Raw genomic sequence first — 18,804 nt, 5'->3', positions numbered from 1 at the left:
CAGAGGCCATATTTGCGCGCATTTCGCAAGCCACGGCCCCGTGAGAGGGCCATGCCCGGCGATCGGCGTTAGCAAATCGGCAACCACGCTGGTTCGCCGGAAAGCATCAGAACGTTTGCAAGCGAATTGGATGCCGGTTCGCATCAAGAAAACCCGTCAAAACAAGAATCTAACGCCCCGTTCCGATTCGATCGGAACGGGGCGTTAGCCAAACCGGCAGGTCGCCCTGCGGGGCAGGGCCGCGATGCCGGCTATTGCTTTGACGGGGCTCGCGAACAATGATTGACCGGACGGATTACTGAAAAATAGCCGGTTGCGGGAGCAGACAGAATGAACGGTGCGGAAAGCCTGGTGCGGACGATGGTCAAGGGCGGGGTGGACGTCTGCTTCACCAACCCGGGCACCTCCGAGATGCATTTTGTCGCGGCGCTCGACCGCGTCCCGGGCATGCGCTGCGTGCTCGGCCTGTTCGAGGGCGTGGTGACCGGCGCGGCCGATGGCTATTACCGCATGAAGGGCCTGCCGGCCTCGACCCTGCTGCATCTCGGCCCCGGCCTCGCCAACGGCCTTGCCAATCTGCACAACGCCAAGAAGGCCAATTCCGGCATCGTCAACATCGTCGGCCAGCATGCCGTCTATCACATCGACTACAACGCGCCGCTGACCTCCGACATCGAGGGGCTGGCCCGGCCGATGTCGTCCTGGGTCCGGACCTCGCCCAACTCCAAATCGGTTGCCGCCGACGGCGCCGCCGCGATCGCCGCCGCCAAGAGCGCCCCGGGGCAGATCGCGACGCTGATCCTGCCCGCCGACACCGCCTGGAACGAGGCCGACGGCATCGCCGAGGTGCCGGCCGAGCAGCAGCGCGCCAGCTACTCGCCGCAGGCGGTCGAGCGGGCCGCAAAGATCCTGCACGGTGACGGCGAGGGCACGCTGCTGCTGATGACCGGCAGCGCGCTGAGCGAGCAGGGCCTGGCGCTGGCCGAGCGCATTGCCGCCAAGACCGGCTGCACCGTGATGGGCCCGACCTTCCGCCCGAAAATGGCGCGCGGCCGCGGCCGCTATTCGATCGACCGCATTCATTACGTCATCGAGAACGCGCTGCCGATGCTGGCGAAATTCCGTCACATCGTGCTGGTCGAGTCCGATGATCCCGTGGCGTTCTTCGCCTATCCGAACAAGCCGAGCATGCTCAAGCCGGAGGGCTGCGACGTCCATCGCATGACCTCCTGGGGCGAGAATTCGGTCGCGGCGCTCGAAGCGCTGGCCGGCGCCGTGAAGGCGAGCGCGAAGGACGTCAAGCCGCACGCCCCGGCTGAGCTGGTCAAGCCGACCGGCGCGCTCACCTTCGCCACGATCGCGCAGGCGATCGCATGCGCGATCCCCGAGAACGCGATCATGGTCGACGAATCCCTCACCACCGGCCGCGGCTTCTTCCCGCCGACCGCGGCGGCCGCGCCGCACGACTGGCTCCAGAACATGGGCGGCTCGATCGGCTTCTCCACGCCGCTGTCGATCGGCGCCGCGATCGCCTGTCCGGACCGCAAGGTCATCACCATGGTCGGCGACGGCAGCGCCATGTACACGATCCAGTCGCTGTGGACGCAGGCCCGCGAGAACCTCAACATCGTCACCATCGTCTTCGCCAACCGCATCTACCAGATCCTGCGCGGCGAGTTCGACAATGTCGGCGCCGGCGAACCCGGCCAGCGCGCCAACGACATGCTCAGGCTCGACCGCCCGACGCTCGATTTCGTCGCGCTGGCGAAGGGCATGGGCGTGCCCGGCCGCGCCGTCGCCAATGCCGAGGAGTTCAACAAGGCGCTGGCCGAAGCCGTCGCCGAGCCGGGGCCGCGGCTGATCGAAGTGCTGATGTAGGCTCTCTCCTCACGTCGTCCCGGCGAAAGCCGGGACCCATAACCCCAGGGAGACGTTTGGCGAAGACTAGGGGTCCGGTACGCACAACCGTGTGCACTCGTTTGACCTCGCGGTATGGGTCCCGGCCTTCGCCGGGACGACACTGATGGTGTGGCGCGTTCCGCGCTCCTCACCATGAGGGTTTGATAGCGGCGCAACGGAATGCTCACCATGATGGGCCCGGAGGCACGATGCAGACCGAGCTGAACAAGGTGATCGCGGCGCTCCGGGACTTCTATTCCCAGGAAGGATTTTTGTTCGAGAAGGATCTCGGCGAGCGTGCGATCACGCATCGCTTCGCCGTCTATATCGAGCGCCAGTTCTCGGGCTGGGCGGTCGACTGCAATTACGATCGGCTCGGCGAGCGCACGCTGCGTCTGCCGCACGGCACCATCATCTCGACCGACGATCATCTCGGCAAGTCGATCTACCCCGACGTTGTCGTGCACCAGCGCGAGATCCCGAACAATCTGCTCACCGTCGAGATCCGCAAGGCGAGCAATCACACCTCGCTCGAGCACGACCAGCACAAGCTGATGGCGATGACCGACGCGCATGTCTGGTTCGCCTATTGGATCGGCGTGCTGCTGGTGCTGGACAAGCACAACGTGACGATGTCCGAGGTCTATGTCGGCGGCCTCCTCGATCAGCCTCAGTCGCTCTGGTTCGCGGAGCGGCTGAGGGAGAGCGGCCTCGGGTCCGCGCGTTAGGGCGTGGACTTGGGCGCGTCGGCGCCGCTCCTGGAGCCGGGCGGCGACCTCGGCCCTGTTATGGGTTCCCATTGATTCATATCAACGGAGCGACGCGAGGCGTCGTGTCACGTCGTGTTCGACCATCGCCTAACAGGGAGAGCAACATGACACGAAATGCCAGACTTCTTGGATTGATGGCGGCGGCTGCGCTCTTTGCAGTCGTTCCGTTGTCGCCCGGTTACTCGCCGGCGACGGTGCTATCCGTATCCCTCGACAGTGCGCAAGCGAGAGTTGGGCGGCCGCTCACACCGATGAGCGTAGCTGGCGTCAATCGCCGGGTGCATCGGCGAGCCTACTATGGCGCGGCGGCGGCCGGAGCCGCGGCCTATGGAGCCTACGGAGCCTATGGCTACCGCAGGACCTGTGGATACGCCCCCTATCCGCCCTGCTATTGAGGCGTCTTCCCGTCGGGGATAGGACAGCCCGGGAACCTGGTTTCATCACGCTTTGAGCGGAAAAGGCCGCCCGCGTGAGGCGAGCGGCCTTGTCCGTCAAGCGTCGGCAGATCAGTGCAGCGGAGCACCGCCACCCAGCGCGTAGGTCACGATATCCTTCAGCCGGAAATCGGGACCCGTCACCGGCGCCCAGTTCGGGTCCAGTGACAGCACGGAGGAGGCATCGCCGAACATCATGCCGAGGAAGACTTCGGCGACGATCCGACCGCCGACCGGGCCGAGTTGCGGCGTGTTGATGCCGCCCGCCGGCGCACCGGTGGCCGGGATCGTGACCGCGGTCTGGAACTGCCGCGCTTCGGCGAGGATGTAGGTCCAGAGCGGGCAATTGCCCTTGAACACGCCGTTCGCGATCGAGGCGATCGGAACTTGCGGATCGCCCGCCGGGTCGGGGTTGTCGACGGCGCGGCCGATGATGATCTGCTCGTCGGTCAGCGGCGTCAGGTGCATCGCCTTGGCAACCGCCTGGCCCGAAGGCAGCCCGAGCCGCCAGCCGCGCTCGAGATTGCGAAGCGCCAGCGATGACGGATTGGAGGCGACCTCCGGCGGCAGCTTGCGCAGCGGATCGACCAGCGAGGTGTCGATGCGATAGGCGAACTGGAGGCGCCGCTTGTTGTCCGCGTTGGTGCTGTCGTCCTCGACGCCATAGGCGCGCGTGTCGATGTCGATGAACCGTCCCCAGTCGATGGCGCGTCCCGGACCCATCGCGCGGAAGCCGGTCAGCGCGTTGGTGTCGGGATTGTTGGGATCGGGGAAGATCTGCAGCAGCATGTTGTCGGCGTCGTTCAGCCGATAGCCGGGCCGGATCATCGAGTGGCCGAGCCGGTAGGCCGCCACCGAAAACTCGACCGGCATGTATGGGAACGTCTTCCAGTGATAGAAGGCGAGCCTGCTGCGATCGTATTGGCCGCCGGTCCTGAGATCGTTCAGCACGCCGGCATTGACGATGCGCGGCAGGAAGTCGTTCAGCACGACGTATTGATAGTGGAAGCGCACGCGCTGCTGGATCGTTTCGAAGGGGATGCCGTCATTGTCGTCGACCATGCGGTTGTGGAAGCGCAGCATCAGCCCCTGAAACTGCGAGACGATGCTGTTCTCGTCGTTGCGGGGATCGCCGATCAAGGCGCGGCCCTTGAAGCGCGGCAGGTCGCTGGCGTTGGATACGCCGGTGCCGGTCAGGGTTTCACCGAGCAGGAACTTGCCGCTGCTGTCGTACATGTAGGGCTGGTCGTTCGGCCCGCGTCCGTAGACATTGTCCATGTCGAACGACGGCGTGCGGAAGTCGATGAGCCCGTCCGGATCCTGCTGCTTGGTCAGCGAACTCACGGGATCGAAGGTGATGTCGTGATCGATGAACTGGCCGAAATAGGTGTAGAGCGAGGGAATTCCGCTCTCCTCGGCATCGGGGCCGTCTTTGGGCGGGTCGAAATCGCCGACCATGTTGTCGGCGAGCGCCGAGAGATTTGCGACATTGTCGGCCTCGGTCGGGCCAAATTTCGCCGGTGTCAGATTGCGGAACATGCGGCCGAAGCGGCCTTGTGACAGCGGCGAACGGGTGACGTTCAGGCCGCGCGGCGTAATGGCGTGACGACTGCTCATAAAGTACCTCCATGAAAAGTTACGACGACAAGCAACTAAAGCTAAAGTTGTCTGTATTATAATTTGCATGTGAGGCTAGATCGCGGAATCTGGCGTCGCAATGTGCTGCTTCACACATTGCGTGATGTCGACGCGGTTCCGTGCGCGATCGTTGCGATCAAGCTGCGGATGCACTTTGCAAATTTTTCCCGCATCGACGCCGGATAACATTCTCGTCATCGAAAATCGCGACGCGAAGCAACGTCAGCTTCGCCGACCCAATCTGCAACGCGATTCGTCGTAGCGAACATCGTGCTCGCGTAAAAATTGTAGCGGCGTGCGCACGCCGCCTCTTTAATCATCGCGTGCTTGCGCGATCGAGTTGTGCAGGTTGATGGCACAACCTCGCATGCGCCGACGCGCGCCGGGACTCACCTGACACATTGTCGTAAGCGTCCTGACATCGGCGCGTGCGCCGCGTTCGGCATGGGCCTAAGATGCGCCAAGCCGTCGTGGGCCAAAGCCTGGTGAGACAAGGCCTGGCGAGACATGTGATCTCGGCCACAGTTTGCAGCTGGGGTCCCGCCTATCGTCGGTTCACTTGCACGCGTCGATCCCACGGGACTACGCTTCCGTCATTGGGGATCAGGTATTTTGGAGGTTCTGATGCAAAAATCATATTTGCTGGCTGCGACTGCGGCACTGGCACTCATCATGCAGACACCGCTCGTGCTGGCGCAGAGCGCGCCCGCCGCAGGCGGCACGCCGCCGGCCGCTGCGGCCACCACGACGGCGCCTGCCGCGACCACTGCGCCGGCTGCAACCTCCACGCCGGCTGCGACCACCGACAATGCGACGGCGCCGGCCGGCGCAAAGAAGAGTGCCGAGAAGAAGCCTGCGAAGAAGAAGATGACGCGGCAGCAGGAGATCGACCATTCGGTCGACACCGGCACCGTCCCGGCGCGCTATCGCAGCTCCGTGCCGAAGCAGTACCAGCAATATATTCCGTTCGAGAAGCAGTGACCGATCGCCGCGGCGCGACGGGCTCCCGTCTTGCGCCGCGGCGGAACCGGGCGGGAGCCATGCAGGAGCATGGCATGATCTGATCGGCTGACCCCGTGGCGGTCTGCGGTTCCGGTGTTAGACTGGGCCAAGCCGGGGGGAGCCGTGATGAGTGACGACGCGAAGGATGCTGGCCTTGTGGCCATGATCAGCAGCATCCTGGGAGGCAACAAGCGCGCAGAGGCCGCGAGCCCGCCGCCACTTGCCGACTTCATGCCGGTCGCGCCGGCGAACGCACCGACAGCGGAACTGGCGCAGATTCCGGAAGCGGAATCTCCGAAGCTCCAGGATGCGTCCGATCAGGCTGTGGTGGCTCCGAAGCCGGTTGCGCCCAGCCCGCCCCTGACGCCGGACGGCAAGCGGCTTCTGCCGGCGGAGGCGATTGCCGATCTCGTGCTCGGCGAGTTGCGCAAGATCGAGGATTTTCCGGCGACCGGCGTCTCGGTGACGGTCTACGGCTATCGGCACTGGAACGCGATGATCACCTTCGCGCCGTTCTCGACCACGTTCCAGAACGCGACCCGGTTCCGCCAGGCCCTGCCCGACCTCGTCTTCAAGCTGCGCCGTTTCGTCGAACTTGAGATATAAGGATCGACGGAATTTGGTTTGATCGATGCGAGCCGAGAACTCGTACACCTCTCCCGCAGGGAGAGGTCGGATCGCATCGAAGATGCGGTCCGGGTGAGGGGTTCCGGCCTCGTTGTGTGCCGCGGCCCCACTTACCTTGGCAGCCGATCGAACCTAATTCCATGCTCCGAAACTGTTCGACAGGATATTCGAATTGAGCGTCGCCTTTACCAAAGAAGAAAGCGCCGAGACCGCCGCCGAGACGATGTTGCCGGATCGCCCGATCTCGCCACATCCGAACCTCGTGACGGCGACCGGCTTGCAGGCGCTGCAGACGCAGCTCCAGCAGGCGCGCGAGGCCTATGAAGCCGCGCAAGCCGTCGATGACGTCAACGAGAAGCGCCGGCAGTCGGCGGTGCCCTTGCGCGATGCGCGCTACCTGACCGAACGGCTGCGTACGGCGCAGCTGGTTCCCGATCCGGCGTCGAACGATGTCGTCGCCTTCGGCAGCACGGTGACGTTCAGCCGCGCCGACGGCCGCGTGCAGACCTATCGCATCGTCGGCGAGGACGAGGCCGATCCGAAGGCGGGGTCGATCTCGTTCGTATCTCCGGTCGCGAAGTCGCTGATGGGCAAGGCGGTCGGCGACGTCGTGGGGGCGGGCGCGCAGGAAATCGAGCTCGTCGAGATCGCGTAAGGATGCGGTCAGAAGCTTGAAGTCTCCGGCCGCGCGCGCGGTTCAAGGAGGCGCCGCCAACGGGTGGGAGCAACACCGCTCCAGCGCTCGAAGGCCCGGCTGAAATGAGAGGGGTCGTCATAGCCGAGCATGGCCGCAATGTCGCCGATCGACCGGTCGGTCTGGCATAGCAGTCTCACGGCCCGCCGCTGCAGCGCGTTTCGCAGCAGGTCGCCATAGCTCAGTCCGGCGGCGCTGAGCCTGCGCTGCAGCGTTCGTCTCGCGAGGCCGGATCGAGCCCCGATGCGTGCGAGGGTCGGACGACGATCGAGCAGCTCCAGCTCGATCAGCACGGAGAGACGGCGCGGCAGGTCTTCCGGATCCGGCAGATCAAAAATGCGTCCAAGCTCGCTCGCGGCCAGCCCATCGCCTTGTCCGAGATCCGGATTGACGGAAGTCAGCAGCCGCCGATCGAACACGATCGCGCTGGCGGCGTTGCCGATCGCCGTGTCGGTACCCATCAAGGCGCTGGTCGGACATCGCAGTCGGCTTGGAAGGCCGCTCAGGATGATTCTGTCAGGCCGCCACCGGGCGCCGGCAAAATGCCGGACGACCGCGATCATGTACCAGATCGCGAGCATCTCGTTCTGCAGGCGCCCGTCGCGCGCCGGGTCGTATACTTCATAGGACCAGTGAATCTCGTCGCCGTGTCGGCGGACCACCAGCTGCGTGGCGTTCTGCAGCATGTGCGGCAGGCTGGTTCCGGCGCGCTGGATCGCCTCGAGCAAGGTCGGTGCCTGCGCCACCCATCTGCCGAAAACGCCGAGGCCTGCCATCGACGTCTGGCGACCGAGCCGCGCCGCGAAGACCTCGTCGTGCAATTCCCGCGAGGTCACCATCAACAGGCGGAAATGATCGCGCAGCGGCAACAGCGTGTCCGGCGAGTCCAGCAAGGCGAGCGGAAGATCAGCGCGCCGAAACACCCGCTCGATCGATCCCCCGGCCGCCGTCACGACCTCGGCGATCGGACCAAGCGTGCTCGCGCGCGTGTAACCGGTCTGCTGCATCTGCCCTCTCGCGCCAAATCGGCGGCCGGGCCGGCGCGTCATGGCAGGCTGAATTCGGCGCGAAAGCATAGCATCCGAATTCCGATGGACTACGGCCAAACGCCCGCGTCGCGGTGGGGCAGGGAGGAATGCATGTGCTTTGCTTGTCTTGGCTTCTCGTCTCCAGCCGGGAAAATTTCCCGACGCGATGCCATGTGGCGTGCCTCGGCGCTCGGCCTGATGCTTCCCTTTGCCGGCCCGGCGCTGCGAACAGCGCGAGCGGCGGAGCAGGGCGTTCAAGTCGATGTCGTGAGCGGCATCAAGGCTCTCATTGCGAAGGCGAGTTCGGCGGAGCTGCTCGCCGCCAAGGCCTTCGAGATCAAGGGCGCCGATCTGCCATGGACCGATCTCGGGCTCGATGCGGCGCGCGGCCAGCAGGTGACGTTCCTCCTGGGTGGTCGCATGTGGCTGTCGCGCGACCACGATCTCTGGTTCGGCCCTGGCCTGGTCTTCCACGCGCGCACGCGCGGGCTGCGGCCGATGTACAATCCGATGCTGGACACGGGGACCATGACGGCCGCCCACGATGGACCGATCGAGGTCGCGCGCTCGGCCGCGGAATGGACCAATGAGGACGGCGCGCTGGGAACGCCGGAAGAGATCTACAGAAAGGCGGACGTCGCGATCAGCGGCGTTGCCCTGCTGTGGCGCGGAGATGCGGCTGTCGGCGTCAGGAGCCTGCTGGCGCATGGCGATGTCGGCGGTCTGCTCAAGTCCGAGCTCGCGCGTCTCGAGCGCGGCGGCAAGCTGCCTGCGGGGTGGTCGAACCTGCTCGGCTTCGGCGGCGGACAGGAAATCTTCAATCAGGGCGCAGACGGCGAGATCGTCTGCGACACCACGGGCCATGTCAGTATCATCGAGCGACCGCTGTCGCTTCCGTTGGCCTCCCGTCCGCGCCTTGCATGGCGCTGGAAGATCGATCAGCTGCCATCGGTCGTCGCGGAGGACCAGGCTGCGACCCACGATTATCTTTCGATCGGCGTGAAGTTCGAAGACGGGCAGGATCTGACATACATCTGGAGCGAACACCTGCCGGAGGGCAAGGTCTTCCGGTGTCCGTTGCCCGCCTGGACTGCGATCGAGACGCACATGATCGTCCGTTCCGGGAAGACCGACCTCGGAACCTGGCAAGCGCAGCAACGCGACGTGGCGTCAGACTACGCCGCCCATATCGGCGGATCGGCGAAAGCCATCGCGAAAATCTGGCTGCTCGCGGTCGCACCGTTTCAGCGCCGCCACGGCGCATGTCGCTACGCCGATATCACGGTCACCACCGGCGACAACGTCATGCACAAGATTTGAGCGAGACGCCCGACGGCGCCTCTCTCCGATGTGTCGCATTGTGGCGAAGATGCGCCGGTCCGAAGACTGGGGCGATGTCATTCGTGCGCTGGTCGAGAAGTTTCTGATCAAAGAAGCTGTAAGCGACGTCGCCAGGAACTCCGGATTTTCTTGCGATTGTCCCCGCGATGCCGGCTCGCCGGTTCATTCTGCTGTCAAGAGAAAACCTTAAGTTGCCCCTAATTTGAAACGATCTTAGCTTTGGAGCTGTCGGGCAAACACGCCAGTGAATTGAGGTTCGATAATGTCCTTGAGCAAGGCCTTGAATGAGCGACTAACGGAACTGAAGTTTCATCCTGCCGTCCTCGCGGTCAGGCAGATCAAGAAGCGTCTGGCCGACAGTGGACCCGCACTACGCCTCAAGTTCAACACGCAAAAGCGCGACGAGATCATCGGCGAGTACAAGCGCGGATCGAGCGTGCAGGACGTTATCGATTTCACCAAGCAGCATATGGGCACGGGCTCCTGCCAGATCGAGACGGAGATCTCGTCGGCCCTCGACTATATCGCAGCGTCCGCCCCGAAGCTCGTGGTTGAGATCGGCACGCTGAATGGTGGAACGTCCCTTCTGTTCGGACGATTTCTTCCGACGATGGAGACGATGATCTGCATCGATCTCCACGTGAAGAACAAGGAAATGCTGAAGCTGCTTGCGACGCCGAAGCAGTCATGGACCTTCTTCGACATGCCGTCCTACGCGGACGATACCGTCAAGCGGGTCGAGAAGTTTCTCAATGGCAGGTTGATCGACGCGTTGTTCATCGACGGCGATCACCGCTACGAAGGCGTCAAGCAGGATTTTCTCTGCTACCGGCATTTCGTTCGCGAGGGCGGCATCATCCTGTTCCACGACATCTGCGAGTCCAGCGGCAACACCAGCGCCTGGGCCGGCGGCGTCCCGCAGCTGTGGCGCGAATTGTCGCCGCACTACGAGCACAAGGAATTCATCCAGAACCGCAGCCAGGAAGGCTTTGGCATCGGCGCGCTCAAATACACCAAGGCCGCAAATCCGTTTCCGTCGGCGTGAGGCTGGCGCAGGCGGAAGGCCTACGAGGTCGCGCAGCGGATCGAGGATGTCAACGAAAGGCGCCGTCGTTTGGCGGTGTGCTTTCGTGACCTCGTTATCTGGCTGCGCGGCTGCGCACGGCGCGACCCTTCCGCGAATCCATGTATGATGGTCGGATGAGACAGTTTCTGTCGGGAGCGTTGCCGTTTTACGCGTTGGCCGGATTGGCCATTTGCATGTACCTCGTCCTGTACAAGACGAACCTGTTCGACTTGAACGCCATCGTTCAGGACGCGACCGGTTCGTCCTGGTTTCCGGTCTTCATCTTCGTCTGCGTGCTTCTGGAGGCGGTCTTTCCGTATTTCGGCTATTTTCCCGGGACCGCCCTCATCCTGATGTCCGTGGCACTCAATCCGAAGCCCGCGGATGTCTCCGTCTTTATTGCGGCGTGGCTGGCGATCATCGTGGGCGCCGTTCTGAGCTACGGACAGGCGCGTTTTTTCAGACCGCTCTTGCAGCGGGTCGCTTCGAAAGCTGCACTGAGCCGGTGTGAGTCACTCCTCGACGCCTACGGTCCTTACGCGCGAATTGCCTTGTTCGTTCATCCCAACGCTTGCGCGATGTATTTCACGGCAATCGGACTTCTCGGCCGGAACCTGACGCGGGAGCTCGCCTATCTCAGCGTGGGTGCGGCGGCCTCTGTGGGCATTCTGTTCGTCGTCGTGACCAGACTCGTGGCGTCGGTAGGCGCCACCGATGATGGGGAATTGCAGGTGCTGCTGGCGGCCGCGCTGGTCGCCATCGGGACCCTCGTCGGTCTCTATGCGGCCTGGCGGCCGGCTCGGGCTGCTTAAGGCTTGAGGTCGCGTGCGCGTCAACCGGCGCGGTCTCGCTCCTTGCTCCGTCATAGCGAGGAGCTCGCGACAAAATTGCGTAGCAATTTTGCGCTAATGCGACGAAGCAATCCAGAATCCCTCCGCGGACAGACTCTGGATTGCTTCGCTACGCTCGCAATGACGACGAGGGGACATCCTCCTCATGGTGCCATCATGCCCCTGTTTTGCCCGACGGAGCAAGCGGAGATTCGGAAAAGTCGTAGCCCGATTGTCCGGCTGACGCCGGCTACTGTGCATGGGGTTGTTTTCGAGATTTCGACGGAGCGGAAGCAAGACGCCCCAGTCCGTCTACGCTCTTCGAGCTATGCCAGACACGCTTCGCCATCATTGGGCGTGGCTGCGCCACGCGAAGCCTTTTGGCGAAGTGGCTGCGCCATGCGAAGCCGCTTGGCGAAGCATGGTGGGCGCACAAGGGATCGAACCTTGGACCTCTCCCGTGTGAACCACAAACTGTAGACTTCAGCCAACCCAATCTAGCCATAGTTGTATTGTAGAAACCTCTGTAAAATAAGGGTTTGTGGCCATATTGGCCCATCCTTTACCCCTGCTGGCCTTACTACATTTTGTGTGTCCCAGCTGAGCCCTCCGGAGAAATTCCCATGGGGCACACGGAAATTGGGAGCGCAGGGGAAATGGGTTGGTGGGTCTCGCCTCACCTAGCTCACGGCGCAAGGAGCAAGGAAAGAACGATGGAAAAGAGCGAAAAAGAGGGAGCTGAAGGAGCGACGAACTACCTGAGACTCACCGATGCGGCGATCCGTCTGGCAACTCTGCCGCCGGGTAAGTCGCAGCACTATTTGCACGACACCGAGCAGCCGGGGCTCGCGATTAGGATGCGTGCGACTGGTGGCCGGACTTGGGTTTTTATGTTCACAAAGCCTGGGACGAAAGGCACCCAACGCAAGACGCTGGGTGCATGGCCTAAATTCAATGAGAAGGCCGCGCGCAAGGCCGCCACCGTTGTTGCTGGCGAGGTAGTCATCGGGGTCGATCCCAATGAAGCCAAACGCGAGGCGAAGCGGCAAGCGTTGGCCGAACGGCAGCGCACCACACTGTCGACCCTGATCGTTGAAGATGGCCCCTACCAAACATCCCTGACCGGGCGCCAAGTCGTCAACTGGAAGCCGGCCCTGTCGGCGCTCAGGCGCGGTCTGAAAGATCATTTCGACCTCACGATCGCTGAGCTCTCGCGGCGGCAAATCATGGCGGGGGTCGACAACATCGCCAAGACAGGCAAGCGCGGCGCGGCCAAGGACTTGCGCAAGCACACACACACGTTCCTCGAATGGTGCGTTGGCGAAGGTTATGTCGAACACAACGTGCTTGCCGGCTATCGCACGCCGAAGGAGACGCGTGCGCAGCGGGTGGGGCGTCGAACGAAGGGGCGGGCGCTGACCGACGAGGAGATCATCAAAGTCTGGCACACCACCGGCAAGCTCGGAGCGTTTGGGCTGCTGACACGGATGTGCCTACTCGGCGGCCCGCGCCGCAGTGAGCCAACAATGATCGAGTGGCAACATCACGTCATGAGTGACCGCATTACGTTCGATGCGGCATGGACTAAGATGGGCCTGCACCACGACGTGCCGCGCACCCATCTTGTCGACGAGGTGCTGACGGCCGCGAAACATTTCGAGCGTGCGACGTCGGACTATGTCTTCCCCTCACCGAAGACCGGCGGACGGATGTCGGGCTTCACCAAGATGGTCGATCGCCTGGTCACAGAAGCGGGGGTCGCCAAGTTTACCATGCATGACCTAAGGCGCAGCTTGCGCACCGTCATGTCACGCTGCGGCTACGACAACGAAATCCAGCGGTTGTGTGTCGGGCAAAAGCCGCGAGGAATCGACCAAGTCTACAATCATGACGAACAATGGATCATCCGCAAGATGGCATTCGAAGCTGCGCATGACTACATCGCGGAGTTGGTCGGCGCGAAACGTTCGGGCAAGATTGTGCGACTGCAGCGGACGAATCCGCTCGATCCCATCAAGGCCGAATTGCTTGGGCGTCTTCGCGAGCATTATGCGGCTGCGGCGAATTAGTCGTCTTATCGCATCCGGCCAGATAGTTGCGCACCGCATCAACGCGGTAAAGCGGGCGGCCATCCACGTAGCGCCATTTTAGCGGGTGGTTGGGATTGCGCCGCCATAACTCCAGAGCTCCAGGCGTGCGTCGGATGACGGCCGCCGTCTCTAAAGCCGTTAAATTGGAGCTGCCCGGCAGCGAATCGATATCGAACGTTGCAGGCGGCGGCATGCCACGGTTCTTCCGAGGTCGCGTCATGGTGCGGAGCGTCTCCTTCGATTGGCCCGTCGTCAACTCACGATTCGAGCGAGGTTCTTGTGTTGTCGCCCGTTCGCTCTCCGGCAGAAAGTCAAGATCAGCAAAAGCGGTCGCCGAGCTTTGTCAACCGAGTGCTGCCGATCCGACCATCATGCTCTGGTTCATGTTGCGTTGGAACACGTCAATTGCGCGTCGAAGGATTGGATATCAATGCGAATAGTAGAAAACTTCTGAGGCCACTCGGATTGCATCTGCCCTGCAAGGCGGCCTCATTGTGTGTCCAGCCCGATCGCGTACGTCTACTTGAAGGATGCAGGACGGTTCGCCGAAGAACGCGAAATGCGCATCTCTGCCAGCGCTCGGAATCGGCAATTTCGTCCTGGATGACCGGACCGAGATTGCCCTCACAGCATCTGCACTTTGATTTGGATTTCGGGGCCGGTTTTTTTGCCGACAATACGATCCGGCAGTTGTCTCGGTGCGACGAGGATTTTCCTGCGGAGCTTCACCGGCTGCGCATCGGCTACCCGCCTAAGCGCTCCGACGGCGACGGGGCCGCCTTTCTGGGCCGTTTAATCCATCGCCCTAAATAGTACCTTTACGGATCTTTTTTTCTGAAAAGATATGTAAACAGAACATTCCAGTTGATGCAGCCATTTGGATAAGGTATGTATACGTATCTTTATTTCACGAAAGATACGGATACAGACCATGGAGCGCGGTTCAGAGGCCACCTTCCAGCTGGGACGGCTCCTCCGGGATGCCAGGAAACAAGCGGGTCTGACTCAAGAGCAGGTGGCTGAACGAGCGGGGATTTCCAGGCCTCGTTACCGTGATATCGAGCAGGGCGCGGCCGCCGCGCGTGCCACGACCCTGATCAACGTCGCGCGCGCGCTGGGTATGGAGTTGATGCTGATCCCACAAGCAATGGTCCCGGGCGTCAATGCTCTGCTTCGCCCTTCCGACGACGAAGACCGACCGGCCTTCACCACCGATAAGGATGGTGATGAATGAGTGTCCAAGTCCGCGCCCCCCACACTATCCCATCGCTCGACGTGTTCCTTCAAGAGCTCAAGGTCGGAACGCTCGTACGCACGCCGGGCGATTTCAACGCCTTCAGCCTCGATCCGGCCTATCGAGCCATGGCACGGCCTCCGATCTTGAGCCTTTCGTTGCGCTCCGCCGATGGCGGCCTTCGCAAAGATCCGAAGCCCGCGGCGCACGTCTTGCCGGCGTTCTTCGCGAACATGTTGCCTGAGGACAGGCTCCGCGAGGCAATGGAAAAGCACCACACAGGAGCGGTCAGGCCGGGCAACGATTTCGACCTGCTGGCGGCGCTTGGCACGGACTTGCCGGGCGCCGTGCGCGTTGTGCCCAGCGACGGCACCACCACGAGAGCTGCTCAAGACGATCTGCATGTGATCAAAGCTCGTTTTTCTCTGGCCGGAGTTCAGATGAAGCTCTCGGTGATGAAGAACACGGGCAGGGCGGGCGGGCTGACCTTGTCCATCGGCGACGAGCAGGGTCAGTACATTGCGAAATTCCCTTCAACCAATCTTGTCGGGTTATCGGAAAATGAGTTCGCCATCCTGGCGCTCTCGGAGGCTCTCGGTATGGATGTGCCTCAACGAGAGCTTGTTGAAAAATCCGATTTCGAGGAAATTCCTGAAGAGTTCAATACCCTCTCGACCGGTAAAGTTCTGTTGGTGAAGCGTTTCGATAGGTGCCCCGAAGGCAGGCGGATACATATCGAAGACTTTGCGCAGGTTTTTGGCCGACAACCATCCAAGAAGTATGATGACGCTTCATACCACGATATCGCCTCCGCACTGAACGTCGCGGTGTCGACAGATGCCGCACTCGAATTTGTTCGCCGCCTGGCTCTTGCCGCGCTTGTCGGGAACGGAGACATGCACTTAAAAAATTGGTCCACGATCTATCCGGGCGATGGTTGCACTCCCGCCATCGCCCCGGTGTACGACGTGCTGTCGACCACGGCATATTTTCCAAAAGACGACATGGCGCTGTCATTGGGGGGCGAGAAGTCCTTCAAGGCACTTACTCCAGATCGTTGGCGGAAGTTTGCCAACCGGGCGCGGCTGCCCGATCCCGCCGTCATCTCGGCCGTCAAGCAAGTTGTTTCATTGGTGAACGATCTTTGGTGGAACCTTCCTGAGCGGGATGTTGTTCCCGCGGCTGTCCTCGAAAAGATCGATGCAAAAATCCGCGAGATGAGCCTGGTTCTGGATCCTAGCTAAGTCTCAAATCTCTTTTGCCCTTTCGTTCGCGAGCATTGCTGGGCTTGGCAAGCGCTGATCGCCCAAAGCGACTAATCGGGGGTCGCTGCGAGTCGCAAGACAAGTCGGTCTGTATGACTGAAGCCGCTTGGAGCGTCGTTGTCCGCGTGCATCAGCATGGAGCTCGCATCACGACGAATAATTGCGCCGGTGATACCAAGGTGGTGTGGCGGCTTGACGAGGGCCATTGACTGGTGACTACGTCCGGCTTGCTTCCGATAACGACCAAGTTCATGCCACTGCGCAAAATGTTGCGACGGGCTAAGCACGGGCCGACAAGTTCTTTCGACGTTCATCTATCTGTATCAGAAATCAAGCCGCCCTTAGAGGTCCAAAGGTATGCAGACTGCGCGCGGTGCGCCGGCCTTGATAGGAGTCGCCGATACGGGCGTTCAACATTCGGCAAATCCGGGCGCGGCAGGTCTAGGCTGAAATATCGATAGAGATGTGTCCCGATGGGAATATCGGCAAGAGAGAAGCCGCCTTTGTCGCCACCCCCAAGCTCTCGGCGTCCGCTTAGCTTGTAGTTGGTTCTGGAGCAGCTTGGATAAAACATTCCAGCTCTTAGACGAGGCTTCCAAACAGCCGACGTACGTCATCCATGTTTTCGGGGGGGGAGCGCTTGCTCTCGGAAATCGGTTGGTAATCGTCATCGCTGTCATTATCCATTGACTTTCGCGTTCGCTCAATCGCGACATTCAGCTTTTTAATGACGGTCTTGAAAACTTGTCGGTGAGACTTCTGTATGTCGCGAAGGCTGTCTCGCATGCTCTCGAGGTCGGCGAGCTCCTGGCAATCAGCGAACTCGTCATAGACGCCTCGCCGGCGATAGGCTTGATATTCAAGGCCGAACCGCGCTTCGTCATCGCTTGGCCAAGGTGGTGAAGCCGCACGGTAGTCGAAGAGCGATCGCCAGTCGTAGTTGCGTGCATTTGAGAGGTTATCGAGAATCCTATCCATCAAGGCGCGATGAAGCTCTGCTCCGCCGTGCTCATAGACCCATGGGGAGGTTTCGAGCGCGCGAAGCACGTCGAGGATGCTAGGAATAAAGAAGCTTAAACCTTTTTGCAGGTGCTCGTAGCCGAGCGTCAAGATGGAGAGCAAGTCGCGAGACTTCGTTTCCTCCGCCCACTTGATGATGGTTCTTAAGCGAGTGTCAGGTGCATCGTCGAGATACGTGCCCGTAAGGCTGCCATTCGCTTCCCGGTGCCAGCGAACGTGCGGCGCTCCGATGAGCCGTGTAAGTGCTTGAATAACAGGTGGAGTGGGCGCCAGCGCCTCGGTCAGAGCGATTCCGTTGCTGGCTTGCTGCAGATCGCGAAGGCTGCGGATCTGCGAGAAGCGGTCTGCCGATTCGATGACATCCCGGGCGTAATCACCGTCGCTTTGAAACAAGGACTGCACGAAGTCACGAATGGATGGATTGAGAAAGCTGACCCTTTGGTCGGATATTTGAATAAACGAGCTCTCCAGCTCATTTAGCGCGCGCTTGAAGTCGTTCGCCCTTGTCGGAAAGTTGTATTTCCTTGATTTGAACTGGTGCAGCGCTTGCCAAGAAGCGTATAGCACGTCCGTTGCGGCGCTCCACGACAGGACGGCCATCATGAAAAGAACATTGCGTGCCGCCTCTGAGATTTGATTGTCGAAAGCGTGGGCCCAGATTTCCCCGGGATTGTTGAGGAGAGCGCGGACATGTCTCTGATAATCGTGGGCGGGAACGGTCTTCACCCGCGCATAACCGGAGAGCCATTCGATGAGACGAGGATTGAAATTCCGGTGTCGAATAACCTCGAAATAAAATTCGTTCTGCAAGATGGCCAGCTTGTAGTCGGAAGGCAAGTCGCTGAAATAGAGATGATTGTAGAGAATACGCGCCTTTTGCCCGAGGGAGTAATCGCGTAATTCAAGCAAGCATTTATCCGCAATGATCGAGCTGCGGCGCAGTTTTTCAGACGCGTTCAATGCCGTCCGCAAAATGTGTTCTCGGGTCGTGAGGATAAACCGGCTCGCGTGCGTGGCACGAATGGCGTCCATGAAGTGCACGAGCGAGGAGTCCTGGTTCTTGGCGAGGAGCTCGGGCCGTTCAGGAAGGAACGTTTCGCCGAGAAAATCGTCGAAGTAAAAGATTTGTTTAGTATTGGCCTCGAATAGGCGCTTTCCTTCGTCGATCTCGCCTTCGATCACGACGGGTTGAAAGCCTTGTTCTAGGTGAGCAAAAAGCAGCATCTCGGCAAGCGTTGTCTTGCCGATGCCGGGCTCACCGGAGATGATGACGACGCGGCTGTCGTCGAGTATTTCCTGCGCCCGCGGGAAAGCGTCGTTTTGGACAAAAAGCGGTGCCTTGCGGCTAACAAGACGAACCTCGAACTGGGTCTGGACATGCTCCGCATTGTGGAGCACGCGTTGCAACACAGCGGTGCTTGTCAGCCAAAGCTTGAAGTTGGCTGTCTCAACCTTTTTGTGGCGGCGGAGAAGAGCGTTTATTCTGTCCCGGCCGTATACGTCGGACTGTCGTCTGAGGTAGGGCTTGAAAAGCGTAACGAGCGCCTTGGTATTCGCCGGGCTCAGGCCGAGCGATGTGGCCAAAACGTAACGCTTAGGCGCAAGCGCGCGGACCTTCGGCAGCTCCTCCGTTTTGAGATGAGCGAGCAGCTTGGCGAACGTCGTGTTGGGCATGTGCTTGCATTGCACGATCGCTTCTTCTTTGGATTCGGAAAAGGCACGCAGATCGACCCCGCCGTCGCGCCCAGGCGTGAAGATTTCGAGGCTCGTCTCCCAATCAGCTTGCAAGAGGTCGAGGATAAGCTCTTCGAAGTCGAAGGCCGATAAGCGGGTGAAGTCATAAGTGGACATGCGCAAAGCTTGGGG

The 18,804-nt window shown here is 61.2% G+C and carries 15 protein-coding genes and 1 pseudogene; 13 read left to right on the top strand and 3 right to left on the bottom strand.

Going from position 1 to position 18,804, the window contains the following annotated elements:
- The first annotated feature begins 330 nt into the window (after nucleotides 1-330).
- Nucleotides 331-1,878: an acetolactate synthase large subunit gene (locus NLM32_RS39880; RefSeq protein WP_254134129.1), complete on the top strand. Its 1,548-nt coding sequence runs from the start codon at nucleotides 331-333 to the stop codon at nucleotides 1,876-1,878.
- Nucleotides 1,879-2,108: 230 nt separating this feature from the next.
- A complete protein-coding gene (locus tag NLM32_RS39875; protein ID WP_254134128.1) occupies nucleotides 2,109-2,627 on the top strand; it encodes a hypothetical protein in 519 nt (172 codons plus the stop codon).
- Nucleotides 2,628-3,175: 548 nt separating this feature from the next.
- Here NLM32_RS39875 and NLM32_RS39865 read toward each other — a convergent pair.
- Complete coding sequence (locus NLM32_RS39865; protein ID WP_254134126.1) at nucleotides 3,176-4,720, bottom strand: heme peroxidase family protein; 1,545 nt, start codon at nucleotides 4,718-4,720, stop codon at nucleotides 3,176-3,178.
- A gap of 645 nt (nucleotides 4,721-5,365) precedes the next feature.
- Here NLM32_RS39865 and NLM32_RS39860 point away from each other — a divergent pair.
- From NLM32_RS39860 to greA, 3 genes are all read left to right on the top strand, one after another.
- On the top strand, nucleotides 5,366-5,722 hold the full coding sequence (locus tag NLM32_RS39860; protein WP_254134125.1) for a hypothetical protein: 357 nt from the start codon (nucleotides 5,366-5,368) through the stop codon (nucleotides 5,720-5,722).
- A 147-nt stretch (nucleotides 5,723-5,869) separates the two neighbouring features.
- Entirely contained in the window at nucleotides 5,870-6,349 is a 480-nt protein-coding gene (locus NLM32_RS39855; RefSeq protein WP_254134124.1) for a hypothetical protein, read from the top strand.
- Nucleotides 6,350-6,542: 193 nt separating this feature from the next.
- Nucleotides 6,543-7,025 carry a transcription elongation factor GreA gene (gene greA / locus NLM32_RS39850; protein ID WP_254134123.1) on the top strand — a complete coding sequence of 161 codons (483 nt, stop codon included), beginning with the start codon at nucleotides 6,543-6,545 and terminating at the stop codon, nucleotides 7,023-7,025.
- A gap of 8 nt (nucleotides 7,026-7,033) precedes the next feature.
- On the opposite strand, the gene NLM32_RS39845 is transcribed toward greA, so the two are convergent.
- Nucleotides 7,034-8,071 (bottom strand): AraC family transcriptional regulator, encoded by a 1,038-nt coding sequence (locus tag NLM32_RS39845; RefSeq protein WP_254134122.1) that lies wholly within the window; start codon nucleotides 8,069-8,071, stop codon nucleotides 7,034-7,036.
- A gap of 192 nt (nucleotides 8,072-8,263) precedes the next feature.
- On the opposite strand from NLM32_RS39845, the gene NLM32_RS39840 reads away from it, so the two are divergent.
- The 8 genes and pseudogenes from NLM32_RS39840 (at nucleotide 8,264) to NLM32_RS39810 (ending at nucleotide 15,897) form a co-directional block, all read left to right on the top strand.
- A complete protein-coding gene (locus NLM32_RS39840) occupies nucleotides 8,264-9,412 on the top strand; it encodes a DUF3047 domain-containing protein (RefSeq protein ID WP_254134121.1) in 1,149 nt (382 codons plus the stop codon).
- A 301-nt stretch (nucleotides 9,413-9,713) separates the two neighbouring features.
- On the top strand, nucleotides 9,714-10,478 hold the full coding sequence (locus NLM32_RS39835; protein ID WP_254134120.1) for a class I SAM-dependent methyltransferase: 765 nt from the start codon (nucleotides 9,714-9,716) through the stop codon (nucleotides 10,476-10,478).
- Between the two features lie 12 nt (nucleotides 10,479-10,490).
- Nucleotides 10,491-10,603 (top strand): annotated as a pseudogene (locus tag NLM32_RS46465) (transcription elongation factor); the annotation flags it as partial.
- A 30-nt stretch (nucleotides 10,604-10,633) separates the two neighbouring features.
- Nucleotides 10,634-11,311 (top strand): hypothetical protein, encoded by a 678-nt coding sequence (locus NLM32_RS39830; RefSeq protein ID WP_254134119.1) that lies wholly within the window; start codon nucleotides 10,634-10,636, stop codon nucleotides 11,309-11,311.
- A 731-nt stretch (nucleotides 11,312-12,042) separates the two neighbouring features.
- On the top strand, nucleotides 12,043-13,398 hold the full coding sequence (locus NLM32_RS39825) for an integrase arm-type DNA-binding domain-containing protein (protein ID WP_254134118.1): 1,356 nt from the start codon (nucleotides 12,043-12,045) through the stop codon (nucleotides 13,396-13,398).
- 134 nt (nucleotides 13,399-13,532) lie between these two features.
- Nucleotides 13,533-13,859: a hypothetical protein gene (locus NLM32_RS39820; RefSeq protein ID WP_254134117.1), complete on the top strand. Its 327-nt coding sequence runs from the start codon at nucleotides 13,533-13,535 to the stop codon at nucleotides 13,857-13,859.
- Between the two features lie 491 nt (nucleotides 13,860-14,350).
- The gene (locus NLM32_RS39815; protein ID WP_254134116.1) at nucleotides 14,351-14,653 is read left to right on the top strand and encodes a helix-turn-helix domain-containing protein; all 303 of its coding nucleotides are present in this window, start codon (nucleotides 14,351-14,353) and stop codon (nucleotides 14,651-14,653) included.
- The gene (locus NLM32_RS39810) at nucleotides 14,650-15,897 is read left to right on the top strand and encodes a type II toxin-antitoxin system HipA family toxin (protein ID WP_254134115.1); all 1,248 of its coding nucleotides are present in this window, start codon (nucleotides 14,650-14,652) and stop codon (nucleotides 15,895-15,897) included. Before NLM32_RS39815 ends, NLM32_RS39810 begins: the two co-directional genes overlap by 4 nt.
- Before the next feature lie 603 nt (nucleotides 15,898-16,500).
- Here the strand turns inward: NLM32_RS39810 and NLM32_RS39805 are convergent.
- Nucleotides 16,501-18,789, bottom strand: a complete 2,289-nt coding sequence (locus NLM32_RS39805) for a restriction endonuclease (RefSeq protein WP_254134114.1) — start codon at nucleotides 18,787-18,789, stop codon at nucleotides 16,501-16,503.
- Nucleotides 18,790-18,804 lie beyond the last annotated feature (15 nt).

Source organism: Bradyrhizobium sp. CCGUVB14, from assembly GCF_024199935.1.
Taxonomy (GTDB): domain Bacteria; phylum Pseudomonadota; class Alphaproteobacteria; order Rhizobiales; family Xanthobacteraceae; genus Bradyrhizobium.
Note: the sequence above shows the minus strand (reverse complement) of the source record. Positions and strands in the feature narration are given on the sequence as shown.